Raw genomic sequence first — 16,372 nt, 5'->3', positions numbered from 1 at the left:
CATACGCGGCAGGGGCAGATTTCATCCGGCGAGGCTCTGCAGATCGCCGAAAAAAGCCGGACAAGAAAATTTTATCGGAAACTGGGATGAAAACCCGGGTTCGCTCGTATGTCACACAGGACATGATTTCTGGAGTGAAGGGAGAAGATGGAAGCGCGCGCCGAACTGGAAAGGAATCTCGACGAGTATGTCGACGCCCTGACGCGATACGCGATGGTGTTGACGCGCGACCGGGATGCGGCCGAGGATCTCGTGCAGGAGACGCTGACGAAAGCGATTGCCGCGGCCGATCAATGGCAGCCGGGCAGCGACCTGCGCGTCTGGCTGTTCCGCATCCTGCACAACACCTTCATCAGCGACCGGCGTCGCCATCGGGTGCGTGAGGATGCGAAGCTGATGCTGCCGGAGCCGGTCGAGGATACCGACCCGACCAGGCGGATCGAGCTGCAGCAGGTGCTCGACGCCCTGCTGGAACTCCCCGAAGCGCAACGGCAGCCGATCGTTCTCGTGGCGCTCAAGGAGATGAGCTATGCCGATGCGGCCCGCACGCTCGATCTGCCGCTTGGCACGTTCTACAGCCGTCTGGGTCGGGGCCGCGCCGCGCTCCGCAAGATCGTCGATGGCTTGAAATCGAAACGGCTGAAACTGGTCGTTTGAGGAGGCTGATACAATGACACAGCAAGCGCACGACATCCTGAACGCCTATATCGACGGTGAGCTGGGGCCGGACGAAGCCGCCGAACTCGAAGCGCGGATGGCCGAAGACCCGGACACGTTGCGGGCGTTCGAGACGCTGGTTCGACAGAAGACACAGGTTCGCGAGGCGCTTGATGCGCTCGCGACCGGGCCGGCAAACCTGAAGACCGAGCGGCTGAAGCGCCGCCTTGCAAGCAAGCTCGCCGGCCGCGCCTCCCCGGCCCGCCGCCTCGGTGTGGGTTGGTTGAGGCCGGGTGCGCAGATTGCGGCGGCCTGTGCCCTCTTTGCATTCGGCTGGTGGGGACACGCGACGGTCACGACGCCACCCGCAGGCATTCCTGACTATGTTTCCGAAGCCATCGGGGCGCACCAGGTCTTTGCCGATGATCCCGTCTACCCGGTCGAGTTCGCCGGTGCCGCGGTGGACGGCGTCGCCGACTGGTTCGCTGGCAAGATCGGCGTGCCGGTCGCGGCGCCCGATCTCGCCGAATACGGCGTCACGCTGGTGGGAGCTCGCCTGCTCGGCACGAAGGAAGGCCCATTGGCCCAGTATATCTACGAGGATGGCCGTGGCGCGCGCTATTCCCTGACGCTTGCCCAGCATCCGGAGAAAGAGCCGATCGGGCCGGTGACGGTCGTGGATTACCCCAACCGGTCGGTCGGATACTGGCGCACGCCGAAGGTGGATTTCGCCTTCGTCGGTGAAGGTGGTGCAGGCGACGTCCAGAGGATCGCGATGGACCTTTCAAGCAAAATCTGAGGCGCATCGCCCGCTTCTGCGAGGGGGCGCCGCGACACACCAGCTCACGGTATCGTCGAGCTGCACGGTGGCCTGCGCGACATGCGCAGGCCGCCGCTTGCACATATGGAACCTTCGGCGCGAGGACTGCCGGCAGGACTTTGCCGTTTTCCCGGATGAATACCGGCAATGGCGCGTTCTTGAACTAGTGGAAACGAACATGCAGCCGCACGGATGCGGCGCATTTGCAGATATCAGGAGACTGCCATGTCCAAACTCTTCCACCCCGACCATCGACCCCATCTCGTCGCGCTCGTTGCCGGCGCGCTCGCCTTTCTGATGCCGTTCTTCATCGTGCTGACCCCGGAAAAGGCGCTCGGCGCGCATCTCATCGGTGTCGCCCTGATGGCGCTCGGCGCAAAGGCCGTCTGGCGCCCGGGACGCGGTGACGAACTCCTGCTGGTCGGCGGCGGGGCGCTGGCCATTCTCGTGCCCGTCTTCGCCTGGCAGATGCCGGTGGGATCGGCCTGGGCGTTGCCGTTTCTCGGGGCCGTTGTATCCGTGGCGGCGCTGCGGCGCATGATGCTCGACCTCGCCCTGTCAAAGCCGGGGGGAACTGCCGAGAATTGACACGACGTCCAACCGCGGAGTGTCCCCAAGCCTGCTCGCCTCAAGCACCGCGCCCTGAGGGCCGACCCATTGGTCGGCCCTTTTTTCGTCTCCGGCCCGGGATGAATCTGCCATGTCACGCGTTGGTCATTCATGGGCCGGTCAGACTGCACCGCCGCCCCGATATGAAACAACAACAGGAGACCCGGATCCGGGCCCCTCTGGCAACCGAATGGCAGCCGGTTGCGATGTCGGATCCCTCGTACAGCGCCGCATGACGCTGCCCTAGGAGATCCGATGAACGTTCGACACGATTTCACGCAGGACCTGCACCTGCAAACCGATCACCTGGTCATCTCGAGCCGCCCCGTGCGCCAGGCAGCGCGCGGACGGCTGCGTGGGGTGGTCTTCACCGGGATGGCGCTGGCCGCGATCTGGGCCGGGCTGCACTGGGATGACCCGGCAAGCTGGGTCATCGGCCTGCCCACCGTGGTGGGCGGCGCGGCCGCGACGGCTCTGCTGCCGTCCGCCCCTCCACCGGCCATCTCGCTCACTGGCGCCTTGCGACTGACGGTTTTCGCCATCGCAGGGATCCTGAGCGGAGCCGTCGATGTGAGCCTGTCGAGCCTGCGCCCCCACCGTCTGCGCACCGGTTGCCTGACCTACCGCACCCGCCTGCCGGACGGACGGCCACGCCGTCTTTTCGCCCTCGCCATAACCCTGCTGCCCGGGACACTCACCGCCCGTCTCGAACGCGACCAGCTCACGGTTCACGCGCTCGACTGTGGCCCCTCGGCCCGCGCCGATCTCGACGCATTGGAAGCACGGATTGCCGGTCTATTCGGCCTGTCCCTCGATGGAGACCACGCATGATCCCTGACGCGCTTGCCCTGATCACCCTGCTGGCGACGCTGGCCGTCGTGCCGCGCCTCGTCCTGGCCCGCACTGCCGCAGACCGCATCCTCGCCATGCAGCTCGCCGGCACCGGAACGGTCGCAACCCTGCTGCTCCTCGGTGCAGCCGAGGGCGCGCCCGCGATGTTCGACGTCGCCCTTGTCTTCGCCGCGCTGGCCGCGGTGGCCGGCATCGCTTTCGTGGCCCTTGGGCGGAGGGCCGAATGATGGATCTGCTTCAACCCCTCGGCGTCGCCCTGATGGCAGCCGGCACCGCCTTCCTGGTCATGGCCGCGATCGGCGTCTGGCGCCTGCCGGACCTGCTCTCGCGCCTGCACGTGCTGACCAAGGCGGATACGGCAGGCGTTGCGCTGATCGCGCTTGGCGCTGCCTGTCTCGCGCAAGGTATTGCGGCGAGCATCAGCCTCGCGCTCTGCACATTGCTGGTGGCGATCTCCGGAGCCACCACCGGCCACCTGATCGCGCGGGACCATCTCGCTTCGGGCGGCGCGGCCCGGGAGGAGACGCGCTGATGCCGTTCTTCGACATCTTCCTCGCGGCCGCGATCCTCGGAACCGCCGCGCTCGCGCTCTTCGCGCGCGACCGGATTGCGGCCATCTCCGCGTTCCTCGTGGCCGGGTTGCTGGTTGCGCTCTCCTGGGTGCGCCTCGGAGCGCCGGATGTAGCGCTGGCCGAGGCCGCCATCGGCGCCGGCCTGACGGCAGCCCTTCTGCTGCGCAGCGCGCGCCGCATCCCGAGCGCCGCGCCTTCGCCCGTCTCCGACGCCCAGTGGCTCGGCGCCGCGGCGCTCGCGCTTGGCGTGACAGGTGCGATCGTCTGGACCGCCCTCGGCGTCGGCACCGCGCCGGTCTATCCGCCGCTCGTGCGGGACGCCTTGCCGGCCAGCGGTGTCGAAAACCCGGTCACCGCCGTGCTGCTCAACTTCCGCGCCTGGGACACGCTGCTCGAGATTGCGGTGCTCTTCGTGGCGCTGGTCGTCGTTGCCGTGATCTCCCCCGTCCGCCCGCGCACCGCCCCGCTGGGGCCGATGGTGCTGCCCTTTGCCCGGGTCATTCTGCCGCTGACAATCCTGCTTGCGGGACATTTGCTGTGGCAGGGCGGACATGCCCCTGGCGGCGCCTTCCAGGCCGGGGCGCTGCTGGCGGGGGGAGCTATTGCGCTCGGGCTCAGCGGTGTGGTCCTGCGGCGCTCCGGGATTGGGGGGCTTGCCATCGCCGGTCTGGCAGCTTTCGTACTTGCTGCTCTCGCTGCCGAACTCCTGACCGGCGCTCTGCTCAGCTATCCCGTAGGAGAGGCCAAGGCCTGGATCATCGCCATAGAAAGCGCGCTCACGATCTCCATCGCCGCAACGCTCTTCCTGCTCTTCTTTGGACCTGCCGAAAGACACTGACATGATCTCGGAATTTGCCTTTCTTTGCGCAGGGGCCGGCCTGATCGGCCTTGCCCTCTTCCGGCTCGCCACAAGCGCCGACCTGCTGATGCGGGTGCTCTCGCTCAACGTTCTCGGGATCGGGATCGCCATGCTGCTGCTTGTGGCCGGGCGAGGGGAAGGGGGCACCGATGCCGTTCCGCAAGCGTTCATTCTCACGGGAATCGTCGTTCTGGTGGGCGTCACCGCCGTGCTTCTGGCGCTTGCCGAGCGTGTCGCGGAGGTGGGCCATGAGTGACATATCGCTACTTGTGCTGCTGCCATTTCTCGCCGCCACGCTTGCCGCCGGATTGCCCTACCGGGCGGCCCCACTCGGGATTCTGGCGACCGTGCTGAACGCTCTTCTGGTGCTGAGCCTCTGCATTGCCATTCTACGTTCCGGCCCTGTCGTCCAACCGATCGGCGGCTGGATCTCGCCGCTCGGCATCGCCTTTGTCGCCGACGGCCTCGCCGCGGTCATGCTCGCCATGACTGCCCTTGTCGCCGTTGCGGTGAGCCTTCAGGCCGCCACCGGTTCCGTCCGCGCCGACTTCTGGTCGCTCTGGCTGGCGACTTTGGGGGCGCTCAACGGGTTGTTCCTGTCGTCCGATCTTTTCAATCTTTACGTTGCCTTCGAAATCCTCGGCCTTGCCGCCGTGGGTCTGACGGCGCTCGCAGGGACACCGGCCGCGCTGCGTGCCGCGTTCGACTACCTGACCGCCGGGCTGGTCGGCAGCCTGCTGGTCCTGCTCGGCATCGCGCTTTGCTACTCGGTCACCGGCCGGGTGGATCTGGAGGCGGTTGCCATGCTGACGCAAGGCGGCAGCGGCCGGATCGCGCTGGCGCTGATCGTCGCCGGTCTGGTCGTGAAGGCCGCTCTATTCCCGCTGCATTTCTGGATGCCCGCGGCGCATTCCAGCGCCACGCCGGCTGCGAGTGCCTTGCTTTCCGCGCTTGTCGTGAAAGGTGCGCTCTACCTCGTCCTGCGTCTCTCGCTGGAAGGCGGCGCGGGGGCGGAGTTCCTGCGGAGCGTCCTGGCGATCCTCGGTGCGGGCGGGATGCTCTGGGGCGCTTGGAACGCGCTGCGGGCCGAGCGGCTCAAGCTTCTGGTGGCCCATTCCACTGTGGCGCAGATCGGGTTGATCGCGCTTGCCATCGGGGTTGCCGGCGATCCGCTCCAGACCGGTCTCTGGCAGGCCGCGGCGCTCCTGATGCTCTCGCATGCGCTCGCCAAGGCGGCGATGTTCCTCGCGGTCGGACGGATCGCAGACGCGCTCGGGCACGACCGGATCTCCGGCCTGAACCGAGAATCCTTGCGGCCGGGGCCAGCGGAATTCGCCTTCGCCATCGCCGCGATCAGCCTGATAGGCCTGCCGCCCACGGCCGGGTTCATCGGCAAGTGGATCCTGATCGACGGGCTGATAGAGGCGGGCGCCGCCCATTGGGTCGCGCTCATCCTGCTCGGCACCGCGCTCTCCGCCGCCTACCTGGTGCGGGTCGTCTCGCGCTGCCTGCGTGGCGGGCCGCATGTCGCGGAAACGGCTCGAAGCCTGCCCTGGCGAACCGGCGATGTCGTCGCCCTCGGCCTCGCCACCGGCGCGCTGCTGCTCGGCCTTGCCGCCGCCCTTCCGCTCACTCTCCTGGAGACCTCCTTCGCATGAGCCAGTTCCTGCCGCTCGCCATCCTGATGACTTCTCTTGGTGTGGCTCCGGTCATCCTGCTGATGCCAGACGGCGCCCGGCGCCTGCGCACCGGTGTCAACCTCGCGGCCGCCACCCTCAAGGTCGCGCTGGTGGTATGGCTGTCCTGGGAAGTGACCCGGGGCGCCGAGTTTGATCTTCGCCATGCCATCGCGCCCGGCTTGGAGTTGCACCTGCAATCCGACGCGCTCTCGGTCCTCTTCCTCGCGCTCTCTTCCGTTCTCTGGCTGCTGACCACGATCTATGCCGTCGGCTACCTCGAGGGCGGCACCGATCGCAGCCGGTTCTTCGGCTTCTTCAGCCTCTGCGTCGCCTCGACGGTCGGCATCGCGATGGCCGGCAATCTCCTCACCTTCCTGGTGTTCTTCGAGCTGCTGACGCTGGCGACATGGCCGCTGGTCGTCCACCGCGGCACGTCCGAGGCGCACCGGGCTGGGCGTATCTACCTCGCCTACACGCTGGGCGGCGGGCTGGCTCTGACACTTGGAACGATCTGGCTCTATTCGCTGGCCGGCGAAGTGCCTTTCGAACCGCGCGGCGTTCTCGGCGATCTGCCGGAGACGGCGCCGGTGGCGTTGACGGCGATCTTCGTACTGCTGATCGCCGGCGTCGGCGTCAAGGCGGCGCTGGTGCCGCTTCATGGCTGGTTGCCGCTCTCCATGGTCGCGCCCGCACCGGTTAGCGCGCTGCTCCATGCGGTCGCGGTGGTCAAGGCGGGCGCCTTCGGCATCATGCGGATCGTCTATGATGTCTACGGCGTCGAAACCGTGCAGGCGATGGGCCTGTCCGCGCCGCTGGCGGCGCTTGCCGCGGTGACAATCCTCTGGGGCTCGCTGCGTGCCCTGACCCAGGACGACCTGAAGAAGCGGCTGGCCTACTCGACCGTGAGCCAGGTGAGCTACATCACCCTCGGCGTGGCCCTGATCTCGCCAGTGGCGGCGATCGGTGGGCTTGCTCATCTCGTTCACCAAGGGATCATGAAGATCACTCTGTTCCTTGCCGCCGGAAACTTTGCTGAAGGCGAGGGGGTCAAGACCGTCAGGGCCATGAACGGGATGGGCAAGCGGATGCCCGGCGCCATGCTCGCCTTCACCGTCGGCGCGCTTGGCATGATCGGCATCCCGCCGCTCGCCGGTTTCGTGAGCAAATGGTATCTTGGCGCCGGCGGTCTCGATGCCGGCCAGCCGATGGTGATTGCGTTGCTCGCCGGTTCCAGCCTCCTCAACGCCGCGTATTTCCTGCCGATCCTCTATCGCGGCTGGTTTCTCGCCCCGCCCGAGACCGCGACGCCCGGTCGCCGCATCGGCTGGATGCTGGCGATCCCGCCCGCCACCACCGCAACTCTGGTCCTTGCCGCCGGCCTGCTGGCCAGCGCCCCCTTCAGCCCGCTCGGCTGGACACGCTTCATCGTTTCCCTGGAGTACCTATGATCGCGCTTCCCCTCTGGCTGGTTCCTGCCGCCCCGCTCGCATTGCTGCTAGCATTCGTTCTGCCGCAGGCCCGTCCGATGCTGCGCAGCCTGTTGCCGGTCGCCGCACTTCCGGCGCTTCTGGCGGCGACGGCCTCCACCGGCCCGATGCCGGTTCGTCTCGACTGGCTGCTCCTCGGTACCGAGTTTGCGCTGACAGACACGGGCGCTGCGTTCCTCTTCTTCAGTGCCGTGCTCTGGGGCCTCGCCGGCTGGCAGGCGGTACGTCTTCTCACCGACGACCCGTTGCGCGACCGTTTCCTCGCCTGTTTCCTGCTCTCCATGACCGGCAATTTCGGCCTGCTCGTCGCGCAGGACATGGCCTCCTTCTACACCTTTTTCTCGTTGATGAGCCTCGCCTCCTGGGGGCTTGTACTGCATGGCGGCGGGGCCGCTCAACGTTTTGCTGGGCGGGTCTACATCACCTTCGCGGTGGCCGGCGAGGTCGCGCTTTTTGCCGGTCTGGCGATCGGCGCCTTCGCGACCGGCGAGCTGGCGCTCTCCGCGATGGCCTCCAAGGCCGTGCCTTCGCTGGCCATCGGCCTCGCCGCGGCCGGTCTGCTGGTCAAGCTTGGGGCGGTGCCATTGCACTTCTGGCTGCCGCTGGCCCATTCCGCAGCCCCCGCCCCGGCGAGTGCGGTGCTCTCCGGGGCGATGCTGAAGGCCGGGCTCTTCGGGCTGATGATTGTCCTGCCGCTGGGCGAGGCCACATGGCCCGCCGCCGCCACCGCCCTTGCCGCGATGGCGCTGGCCGGGCTTGTGCTTGCCCCGGGCTTCGGCCTCGTGCAGAGCGATCCCAAAGCTGTTCTGGCCTATTCGAGCATCGGTCAGATGAGCCTGATGGCGCTCGGCCTCGCCGCGGCGCTGGCTGCGCCGGAAAGCTGGCCGCTGATCGCTCCGGCGTTGATACTGCTGGCCACGGTGCATGCCTTTTCCAAGGCCGCGCTCTTTCTTGGCGTTCCGGCGGTCTGGGCCTCGACGCGTGGCGGACATCGGGTGGCCGTTGTGCTTGCCTTGGCGCTGCCGGCGCTGGCGCTCGCCGGGCTGCCCGGCACGGGCGGTTTCGTGGCCAAGGGCGCCTTGAAAGCCGCGCTTTCGGGGCTGCCAGAGGGCTGGACTCTCTGGCTCGGCCCTGCGCTCTTTGCCGCAAGTCTCGGCACGGCGCTGTTGATGTTTCGCGCGCTCCTGCTGCTCGCTCAGGCCAAGCACAAGCCCGCCGTTCCGAAGGACGTGGTTCTTCCCTGGTTCGGGCTTGTCCTGGTCTCAGGCCTTGGCATGTCGCTCGCGCCGGTGCCCGTCTTGGCGAGCGTGAGCGTGAAGGCGGTGGATTTCCTGCCTGTCGCAATGGCGGGTGCATTTGCGCTCCTGGCGATCGCTCTGGCGCGCGTGACCCGTCTGCGGATCGACCCGCCTGCACCCGGCGAAGTCCTGGGACTGTTCAATCGGGTGCCCGAGCCGGAGCCGTTGCTGGCCCTGCCGCCCCCGCCGCGCAACGGTCGTGGATTGGTGCTGCGCCGCAACCGTCGGAGACTGCACCGGCCCGAAAGCGGCTCGCTGGCAATCCTCGGAATGACCGCGGCTCTGGCGCTCTTCGCGCTGCTTCCGTCGCCGGAGGCCGCGCCTCCCGATGTACCGCCGGAGGCTGCCTCGCAATGATCACAGACCTGCTTCGATGAGCTTACGCACCAGAGGGTTGCGGAAGCGGCGCGGGAAAGTGACGGCCCAGAACCGCTCCGTGAGACCGGTCGCCTCGGGGTGCTCCAACAACTGGCCGGAGGCAAGTTCGTCTGCCACAACGACGGGTGGAACGAGGGCCACCCCCATATCGGCCCGCACCATCAGGCGCATCATCGCCATGTCCTCGATCTCGGCGGCAATCTCGCACCGCACGTCGAGCCGGTTGGCGAGCGCGTCGAACCCGGTGCGCATCTCCGAGCCGCGGGCAGGCAGGATCATCGGTTCGCGGCTCAGCACCTCGGACAGGCTGCCCGCCATTCGCACCCCGGACCCGACAATGGCGACCGGCTGCTCGGAGAGCAGATGCGCCTCGAACCGCCCGAGGGCGTCATCGGGCGGCGGCGTCGTGGCAAGGATCACGTCCAGGGCATGGGCGCGCAGTCCTTCGAGCAGTTCTCCCAGTTTGCCGGAGCGGAGCACCAGATCGGTGTCGCGACGTCCCACCAGCGGGGCAAGGAAACGCATCTGGAAGTTACGGGACAATGTTGCCTCGGCACCCACCCGAAAGGCCCGCCGCATCTGACCCGTCTGGCCGAGCGTGTCCAGAAGGTCGCGTCCGGCTGCAAAGATCGCGTCGGCATGTTCCAGCGCGATCCGGCCCGCTTCTGTCAGATGCAGTGCGCGGCCACGCCGCTCGAACAGATCGTGGCCCAGCCGCGCCTCCAGCGCCCGGATCTGCGTCGAGAGCGCCGATTGCGACAGGTTCAGCCGTTCGGCCGCGCGCGTCAGGTTCCCCTCATGCGCAACAGCATGAAAGTAGCGCAGGTGGTTGTAGTTCAGCACGGACATCGTTCACCTAAACAGAACGTTTCATCCCAATCATTGTATTTTTCTTCCCTCGGCGCGTCCATCATATCCGTCGGTACCGTTCCCGAAGGAGATCGACCGTGATTGCCGCCCTTTGTATCTTGTTCGCACCGCTCGCCGTGCTGGCTGCCGGCACCCTGCGGTTCAAGGAAACACGCATGCCGGACCAACCGCCGCGCGGCCCGGAGAGAGCGGCAGTGCTGGCATTCGGCCTATCTGTCGTGGCGGCCGCCGCGCTCCCCTTGACCGGCCCGACCACCTCTCCGGTGCTGGGCGTCGGTGAGCTGGGTCTGTCGGTGCGCCTGGACATCGTTTCGGTCGCAATGCTGCTTTTGACGAGCGGGCTGGCCCTGGTGATCCTGCGCTTCTCGGCCACCCATCTGCACGGCGAGCCTGGCGAGGGGCGGTTCACCGGTTGGCTCAGCGTGACGCTCGCCGGTGTCATGCTGCTGGTTTCCGCCGGGCACCTGGCGCAGCTCTTGCTCGGATGGGCGATGGTGGGCATGGGCGTGCATCGTCTTTTGCTGTTCTATCCCGACCGGCCGGGCGCGCAGCGCGCGGCACGCAAGAAGACCCTCGTGTCCCGCGGCGCCGACCTTGCCCTGCTGGCGGCCTCCGGCTTGCTGGTCCTCGCCTATGGCACTTCCGAGATCGCTGCCATTGCCGATGCGGCCCGCGCTGGCAAGCTGCCACTCCCCGCCATCGCCGCGGCCGGCTTCCTGGCCCTGGCAGCGATCTTGAAGTCGGCGCTGCTGCCGGCGCATGGCTGGCTGACCGAGGTGATGGAAGCGCCCACGCCTGTCTCTGCCCTGCTGCATGCCGGCGTCGTCAATGCCGGAGGCTTCCTGTTGATCCGCTTTGCCGATGTGATGCTCGGGGCTCCGGCGGTGCTTGCGGCGCTGGTGATGATCGGCGGTTTCTCGGCGCTGGTGGGCGCTTTGGTGATGCTGACCCAACCGGCGGCAAAGACCGCTCTGGCCTGGTCGACGATCTCCCAGATGGGCTTCATGGTGCTGCAATGCGGCTTCGGCCTCTTCGCGCTGGCCCTGCTCCACATCGTCGCCCACGCGCTCTACAAGTCCCATGCCTTCCTGACCGCAGCGGAGGCTGCCAAGACGGTCCAGTCAGCGCGTCGGCTTGGTCCGGTGGCGATCCCCGGCGCTCGGGCGGTCTCCCGCGCCATGGGCATCGCGCTGGCGATCTACCTGCTGGTCGGCCTGCCGCTCGGGCTGGTCGAGAAATCCCCCCAGGCGGTGGCCCTCGGCGCGATCCTGGTCCTCGGCATTGCCTACCTGGTGGCTCAGGGGCTGGCCGACGAAGCGCCGCGCGCGCTCGGCGTCGCGACGGCGCGCGCCTCGGCCCTCTTCGCTACTGGATACTTCGCCTTCCAGTGGCTGGCGCAGACCCTGACCAATGGCGCCCTGCCACCCACGCCGGTTGCCGGACCGCTGGAGTGGGGGCTGATCGCGCTGACGCTTGTCAGCTTTGGCACGCTCGCAGTGGTGCAGGCGCTTTTGCCGGTCTGGTCGGCGCATCCGGCCGCGCGAGGCCTCCGCATCCACCTCGCCAATGGCCTCTACCTCAACGCCCTGACTGACCGCCTCGTCGGCGCCTGGGCCAATCGGCCCACGCCAGCCACCGTCCAAAATTCCGCGACCCGCCTCAAGGAGCTCTGAGAGATGTTCATCAAGCACGACGACTTCACGCCCGAACTGCTTCGTTTCATCACCGCGGCCGAGACAGCGGCACGGGAGATCTCTCCGCTCTTCCCCCTTGACCGCGCCGTAGCAGTGAACCCGTTCCACGGTGAGGCCAAGACGCCGGTCGCACTCGCGGCCGCGCGGTTCGAGCGCGCGGCCGGCTTGCGGATATTCCCCGATCGGACGGAGCACGCGGAGCGGATCGCAGCTGGCGAGGTGACGGAGGCCGACATTGCGCGGGCCCTGGCGGAGCTCTCACCGCAGAACGATGTTCCGCTTCCCTCCATCCTGGCCGCGCTTCGGGAAACCCCGCCGCCGCCCGTCGCGACACCGACCGTTGCCGATCTGGCCGGAGAGACGAGCTGGACGGATTGGCCCGGCATTGTGACGGAACGCCTCGGCGCCTGGGCACAGGGGTATTTCGACCGCGGTCAGGCGCTTTGGACACGCGCGCCCCGCAGGTCGGCCTGGGCGGATTGGCGGGACTGGGCAACTCACGACCTGACCCCGGAAATCCTCGGTTGCGCCGGCTTTGCCGATCTGGTGAGCCAGACCGACCGGAACCCCTGGCGCGCCCTGGGCGAAGCCTGCGCGGCGCTCGGCATCGATGCAGAGGCCGCTCCCGGGGTCTTTCGGCGATTGCTTTGGGACATGGGCGGCTGGGCCGGTCATGCGCGCCACCTCTCCTGGGAGGCGGAACTCGCGGGCGAGACCGACGGCACGCTCTGTGACATGTTGACCATCCGTCTGGTCTGGGAACAGGCGCTTTATGCCCAGTTCGGCGCCGCCATCGCCGACGGCTGGGGCGAGGCGTGCCTGCGGCATCGCCAGCCGATCCGCCCCCGCATGGATCATGTGATTGATGCGGTTCTGCTCAGGGCATCGGAGATAGCCTCGGGCCGGCAGCTCGACAAACTGCTTGCTCAGAGAGCCGGGCAGGAACCCGCGAGCGAGACCTCGGCGCAACTGGTCTTTTGCATCGACGTGCGGTCGGAGCGCTACCGCCGGGCGCTCGAAACGGTTGCACCGGATATCCGAACCCACGGCGCCGCGGGATTCTTTGGCCTCACGCTCGATCATCGACCAGCCGCCTCGAACGAGAGCGAGGCGCTTTGCCCGGTTCTGCTGAGTCCCGCGCTCGGGTCACATGTAGCCTCCGGTGACGATGTCGCCCTGCGCATCCGCGGCCGGACACGCCGGGCCATTTCGCGCTTCTCAAGGGCGGCCGTGTCGAGCTTTGCCTTCGTGGAGGCGGCCGGCCTGTTGCGGATTGGAGATCTGTTCTCGGCGTCCGCCGGACAATCCCAAACAGCCCTCGACGATGGTCCGGCACCGCGTCTGATGCTTGATCCTTCCGACCCGGAGGCTGCCGTGGCCGCGGAAGCTGCCCTGCGCACCATGGGCCTGACCGGACCCTTCGCACCGCTCGTCGTTCTTGTCGGACACGAGGCGCATGTCACGAACGATGCGCAATCGGGACTGCTCCAATGCGGCGCCTGTGGCGGTCATGGCGGGGCGACAAATGCACGGGTTCTGGCGCGGCTGCTCAACGAGACGCCGGTGCGCCGGAGGCTTGCCGCCAAGGGCATCGAAATCCCGGCGACAACGGTATTCCTCGCCGCAAGCCACGACACCGCGACCGACAGCGTCGTGCTTTTCAACAGGGATTCCGTCGGCGATCGGTACCGGCCCTCTGTCAGGTCGCTCGAACTCGCGCTGGAACGCGCAGGCGCCTTCGCGCGCGCGGAGCGGGCGGTCCTGTTGCCCGGATGCACGGAGCCCGATGCCCTGGCGCTGCGCGGACGTGACTGGGCACAGACCCGTGTCGAATGGGGGCTTGCCGGGTGTCGATGGTTCGTTGCCGCACCACGGTCCCTGACGCGGGGCCGAGACCTCGCCGGGAAGGCCTTCCTGCACGACTACGACGCGACACGGGACCCCGACGGCAGCTGGCTGGCGCAGATCCTCGGCGGGCCGGTCTGCGTGGCGGCGTGGATCAACCTGCAGTATTACGGGGCCACCGTCGCCCCTGAAGCCTTCAGCAGCGGGAACAAGCTCCTCCACAATGTCGTCGGCGGGTTCGGCCTGCTGGATGGCACTTCCGGCGCTCTGCGCGGCGGACCATCGCTTCAAGGCACCACTCTGGAGGGCCGTGCGGTCCATGAGCCCTTGCGCCTTTCGGTCCGGGTCGCTGCACCCCAGGCGCTGCTGGACAAGGCGTTGGACAAGGCCCCTGGTGTCAGGGACATGCAGAAGGCCGGCTGGGTCGACATCCGGCCAACCCGTCCACTGAGCCATGCCAGAGGCGCGCAGGCCCTTTGCGAGGTCTCGTAGGGCCCGGGGCGAGGTTTTCTCCTACCGATCCATCCGAATGGATTGGAGATCTGAGGCTGTCCTCCTCCGCTCCGGCGCGAGCTTCACGCCGGAGCGTTTCAGCGGATGCTGATCCGGTCGACAATGCGCTCAGGGTGCGAGCGCGAGACGAGTTCAATGAACCTGCCGGAGTGTCTTTGCCTCGGGGGCGGGATAGATCGGCTGCATTGCCTTCTTCCAGATCTCCATAAGTTTTTCTCTGGGAATACCCTGCGCAGAGAACTCGCGCAGGAGCGCGGAGGTGGCAAGCGACAGGGCTTCGGTCAACCCGATGTTCTGAGCGCGGGCCGCCATCACGGCCGCCTCCAGGTATCCGTCGAGCCTGATCTGCAAAAGGGCTTTATGCTGGTCGCTCAGGGTCTCGAAATCGCTCATGGTGTCCTCCGTGGGGTCTGGTGTGTTTTGTAGCGTTGCCGGACGGTCGGGCGCCGCAGCGAGCAGAGCCTCGGCCAGCTCCATGGCGTCGTCGGGCCAATAGTCCTGAGGGCGCGGATGCCGGACGCCGGGTGCCTTTACCGGTCGGCAGGACAGGACGGCGTTGCGCCATTGCCGCGGGATCGCGTCGCGCCCCTGCAGAGCGCCGAGGAGCGCGCCGCAGATGGCGGCGTTGGTGTCCGTGTCACCCCCACGAGCCACTGTCGCCGGGAGCGCGTCGCACATTGCGGTCCCGCGCATCAGGTGGTGAAAGCCGTTCTGAAAGGCGATCAGCACCCAGCCCATCTGGCGTTCGAACTCGGCCGGCTCCCGGTCGCGAGCGGAAACCAGGGCCTTTCGGATGGTTTCCGCTCCGCTGCCTTCTCCGGCATGCCGGTCTGCGGCGGCCCACATGTTTTCCGAGGTGCCACCAGAGACGCCGGCTGCGATCGCGGCTGCGAAGGCAGCGCTTGCGGCCTGGCAGACAGGATGCGGATGCGTCAGGCCGGCGTCCTGTGCTGCGAGTTGGGCGGCGCGCGCCGGGTATCCCGCGGCGAAGATCCCGATCGGACTGACCCGCATGAGCGCGCCGTTCGACTGGCTCTGGTTGTTCCTTGTCGGGTGTCCGGCTGCGATCGCTGCGATCCCGGCGCGCGTGGTTGCGCCGATGTCAAAGGGTCCGGAGCGCGCCCATCGGACGTAGGCCTGTCCTACCAGCGCAGGGTCGAAGCGCCGCGCTTTCGCGAGCGACCGTGCCAGTGCCAGTGCCATTTCGCTGTCGTCGGTCGGCTGGCCGGCGATCAGGTTCCATGTCCCGCCGTCGCTCAGGCGGGTTACGCCTTCGGGATGGCGTCTCGCGATCTCGTCAGCCGATAGGAACTCGACTGCAGACCCAAGAGCATCGCCGGCGAACTGGCCGAGCAGGCAGCCCTGCGCCCGGGAAAGCCGTTCGGCATCGGCGATCGGAGAGGCCGGGCGCAGACGCTTGCGGGTCTGACGAGGCCCGCGACCCGGAGCCATCTCCACCAGCTTGGAAACCGTCTGCGCGTCGCCGCCGATGCAGCCATCGAAGCTGCGCCTGCCATAGTCGATCGGGCGACCGGATCTTTCGACCAGCACGCCGCCGGCCCCGATCAGCAGCGCATGGCCGCCGGCAATGTCCCAGTGATCGAGCCCCGCGACGAGGCTGACGGCGGCGTCCACCTCGCCGGCGGCGGCCAGCGCGAGCCGGTAGGCCGGGCTCGGCATTCCGAGGATCCGGACATCCGGCAGCGCCTCGTGATTGTGCCGGGCGTGGTCCGACGCATTGGCGTTCATCGCCACGACATTGCGGTCGCCGGTTGACTTGCGTCTTATGGGGGCTCCGTTGCGAACCAGGTCCGCCCCCTCGGCCCAGGAGATCAGATCGCCGCGATCGTCCGGCGCGAGCGGCGCGAAGACAACGCCGAGAATGGGACGGCCATCGCGGAGCAGGGCCACGGAAATGGCCGACCCCCGGCGGCCGGCCAGGAAGTCTGTCGTGCCGTCCTGCGGATCGACCACCCAAGTATCGCCGGCAGGGGGCAGGATCATGTCCGTCTCCTCGCCGTTGAATCCGCAGCCGTGGAGGCCAAGCAGCCGCTCCTTCAGCAGGCGTTCGATCTCGGTATCGATGGGCGCACTCGAGCCACGACAGCGCGGTCCTCCCGGACAATGGAACTCGGCTCTTAGCATGGCGCCGGCCTCGGTAACGGCGCCGATCACGGCAGGCAGAAGATCTGCGGCGACAGGGGCAATATTGGTCTGGATCATTTCGGTTTCCTTTGCT

Annotated in this window: 15 protein-coding genes; 13 read left to right on the top strand and 2 right to left on the bottom strand. The window is 67.6% G+C overall.

Features of this window, described 5'->3' with window-relative positions; translation table 11 throughout:
- Window positions 1-147: 147 nt before the first annotated feature.
- The 11 genes from ACFQ2S_RS23795 (at window position 148) to ACFQ2S_RS23745 (ending at window position 9,190) form a co-directional block, all read left to right on the top strand.
- Window positions 148-657, top strand: a complete 510-nt coding sequence (locus ACFQ2S_RS23795) for a sigma-70 family RNA polymerase sigma factor (RefSeq protein WP_386078950.1) — start codon at window positions 148-150, stop codon at window positions 655-657.
- A gap of 13 nt (window positions 658-670) precedes the next feature.
- Window positions 671-1,456 carry an anti-sigma factor family protein gene (locus ACFQ2S_RS23790; protein WP_386078947.1) on the top strand — a complete coding sequence of 262 codons (786 nt, stop codon included), beginning with the start codon at window positions 671-673 and terminating at the stop codon, window positions 1,454-1,456.
- A gap of 246 nt (window positions 1,457-1,702) precedes the next feature.
- The gene (locus tag ACFQ2S_RS23785; protein WP_386078944.1) at window positions 1,703-2,065 is read left to right on the top strand and encodes a hypothetical protein; all 363 of its coding nucleotides are present in this window, start codon (window positions 1,703-1,705) and stop codon (window positions 2,063-2,065) included.
- A gap of 276 nt (window positions 2,066-2,341) precedes the next feature.
- Entirely contained in the window at window positions 2,342-2,917 is a 576-nt protein-coding gene (locus tag ACFQ2S_RS23780) for a Na+/H+ antiporter subunit E (protein WP_386078942.1), read from the top strand.
- Window positions 2,914-3,165, top strand: a complete 252-nt coding sequence (locus ACFQ2S_RS23775; protein ID WP_386078939.1) for a monovalent cation/H+ antiporter complex subunit F — start codon at window positions 2,914-2,916, stop codon at window positions 3,163-3,165. Before ACFQ2S_RS23780 ends, ACFQ2S_RS23775 begins: the two co-directional genes overlap by 4 nt.
- Window positions 3,162-3,470: a cation:proton antiporter gene (locus ACFQ2S_RS23770; protein WP_386078936.1), complete on the top strand. Its 309-nt coding sequence runs from the start codon at window positions 3,162-3,164 to the stop codon at window positions 3,468-3,470. The genes ACFQ2S_RS23775 and ACFQ2S_RS23770 overlap by 4 nt, the downstream gene beginning before the upstream one ends.
- Window positions 3,470-4,348, top strand: a complete 879-nt coding sequence (gene mbhE, locus ACFQ2S_RS23765; RefSeq protein ID WP_386078934.1) for a hydrogen gas-evolving membrane-bound hydrogenase subunit E — start codon at window positions 3,470-3,472, stop codon at window positions 4,346-4,348. Before ACFQ2S_RS23770 ends, mbhE begins: the two co-directional genes overlap by 1 nt.
- 1 nt (window position 4,349) lies before the next feature.
- Entirely contained in the window at window positions 4,350-4,625 is a 276-nt protein-coding gene (locus ACFQ2S_RS23760) for an NADH-quinone oxidoreductase subunit K (protein WP_386078933.1), read from the top strand.
- A complete protein-coding gene (locus ACFQ2S_RS23755; RefSeq protein ID WP_386078931.1) occupies window positions 4,618-6,027 on the top strand; it encodes a complex I subunit 5 family protein in 1,410 nt (469 codons plus the stop codon). The genes ACFQ2S_RS23760 and ACFQ2S_RS23755 overlap by 8 nt, the downstream gene beginning before the upstream one ends.
- A complete protein-coding gene (locus ACFQ2S_RS23750) occupies window positions 6,024-7,496 on the top strand; it encodes a complex I subunit 5 family protein (RefSeq protein WP_386078929.1) in 1,473 nt (490 codons plus the stop codon). Before ACFQ2S_RS23755 ends, ACFQ2S_RS23750 begins: the two co-directional genes overlap by 4 nt.
- Window positions 7,493-9,190, top strand: coding sequence for a proton-conducting transporter transmembrane domain-containing protein (locus ACFQ2S_RS23745; protein WP_386078927.1), 1,698 nt, complete (start codon window positions 7,493-7,495; stop codon window positions 9,188-9,190). Before ACFQ2S_RS23750 ends, ACFQ2S_RS23745 begins: the two co-directional genes overlap by 4 nt.
- On the opposite strand, the gene ACFQ2S_RS23740 is transcribed toward ACFQ2S_RS23745, so the two are convergent.
- Window positions 9,191-10,060 carry a LysR family transcriptional regulator gene (locus ACFQ2S_RS23740; RefSeq protein ID WP_386078924.1) on the bottom strand — a complete coding sequence of 290 codons (870 nt, stop codon included), beginning with the start codon at window positions 10,058-10,060 and terminating at the stop codon, window positions 9,191-9,193.
- Window positions 10,061-10,236: 176 nt separating this feature from the next.
- Between ACFQ2S_RS23740 and ACFQ2S_RS23735 the strand changes: the two genes are divergently transcribed.
- Both ACFQ2S_RS23735 and ACFQ2S_RS23730 read left to right on the top strand, forming a co-directional pair.
- A complete protein-coding gene (locus ACFQ2S_RS23735) occupies window positions 10,237-11,754 on the top strand; it encodes a proton-conducting transporter transmembrane domain-containing protein (protein ID WP_386078922.1) in 1,518 nt (505 codons plus the stop codon).
- Between the two features lie 3 nt (window positions 11,755-11,757).
- Window positions 11,758-14,112: a putative inorganic carbon transporter subunit DabA gene (locus ACFQ2S_RS23730; RefSeq protein ID WP_386078919.1), complete on the top strand. Its 2,355-nt coding sequence runs from the start codon at window positions 11,758-11,760 to the stop codon at window positions 14,110-14,112.
- Window positions 14,113-14,265: 153 nt separating this feature from the next.
- On the opposite strand, the gene ACFQ2S_RS23725 is transcribed toward ACFQ2S_RS23730, so the two are convergent.
- Window positions 14,266-16,356 carry an inositol monophosphatase family protein gene (locus ACFQ2S_RS23725; RefSeq protein WP_386078916.1) on the bottom strand — a complete coding sequence of 697 codons (2,091 nt, stop codon included), beginning with the start codon at window positions 16,354-16,356 and terminating at the stop codon, window positions 14,266-14,268.
- Window positions 16,357-16,372 lie beyond the last annotated feature (16 nt).

The organism is Tropicimonas aquimaris, from assembly GCF_042676185.1.
GTDB classification, from domain to species: domain Bacteria; phylum Pseudomonadota; class Alphaproteobacteria; order Rhodobacterales; family Rhodobacteraceae; genus Tropicimonas; species Tropicimonas aquimaris.
Note: the sequence above shows the minus strand (reverse complement) of the source record. Positions and strands in the feature narration are given on the sequence as shown.

Bases quoted from the DNA above. Each gene is read 5' to 3' on its own strand.
- mbhE (WP_386078934.1), top strand. From the start codon at position 3,470: ATGCCGTTCTTCGACATCTTCCTCGCGGCCGCGATCCTCGGAACCGCC.
- ACFQ2S_RS23730 (WP_386078919.1), top strand. From the start codon at position 11,758: ATGTTCATCAAGCACGACGACTTCACGCCCGAACTGCTTCGTTTCATC.
- ACFQ2S_RS23780 (WP_386078942.1), top strand. From the start codon at position 2,342: ATGAACGTTCGACACGATTTCACGCAGGACCTGCACCTGCAAACCGAT.
- ACFQ2S_RS23725 (WP_386078916.1), bottom strand. From the start codon at position 16,356: ATGATCCAGACCAATATTGCCCCTGTCGCCGCAGATCTTCTGCCTGCC.
- ACFQ2S_RS23740 (WP_386078924.1), bottom strand. From the start codon at position 10,060: ATGTCCGTGCTGAACTACAACCACCTGCGCTACTTTCATGCTGTTGCG.
- ACFQ2S_RS23775 (WP_386078939.1), top strand. From the start codon at position 2,914: ATGATCCCTGACGCGCTTGCCCTGATCACCCTGCTGGCGACGCTGGCC.
- ACFQ2S_RS23735 (WP_386078922.1), top strand. From the start codon at position 10,237: ATGCCGGACCAACCGCCGCGCGGCCCGGAGAGAGCGGCAGTGCTGGCA.
- ACFQ2S_RS23785 (WP_386078944.1), top strand. From the start codon at position 1,703: ATGTCCAAACTCTTCCACCCCGACCATCGACCCCATCTCGTCGCGCTC.
- ACFQ2S_RS23770 (WP_386078936.1), top strand. From the start codon at position 3,162: ATGATGGATCTGCTTCAACCCCTCGGCGTCGCCCTGATGGCAGCCGGC.
- ACFQ2S_RS23795 (WP_386078950.1), top strand. From the start codon at position 148: ATGGAAGCGCGCGCCGAACTGGAAAGGAATCTCGACGAGTATGTCGAC.
- ACFQ2S_RS23745 (WP_386078927.1), top strand. From the start codon at position 7,493: ATGATCGCGCTTCCCCTCTGGCTGGTTCCTGCCGCCCCGCTCGCATTG.
- ACFQ2S_RS23760 (WP_386078933.1), top strand. From the start codon at position 4,350: ATGATCTCGGAATTTGCCTTTCTTTGCGCAGGGGCCGGCCTGATCGGC.
- ACFQ2S_RS23790 (WP_386078947.1), top strand. From the start codon at position 671: ATGACACAGCAAGCGCACGACATCCTGAACGCCTATATCGACGGTGAG.
- ACFQ2S_RS23755 (WP_386078931.1), top strand. From the start codon at position 4,618: ATGAGTGACATATCGCTACTTGTGCTGCTGCCATTTCTCGCCGCCACG.
- ACFQ2S_RS23750 (WP_386078929.1), top strand. From the start codon at position 6,024: ATGAGCCAGTTCCTGCCGCTCGCCATCCTGATGACTTCTCTTGGTGTG.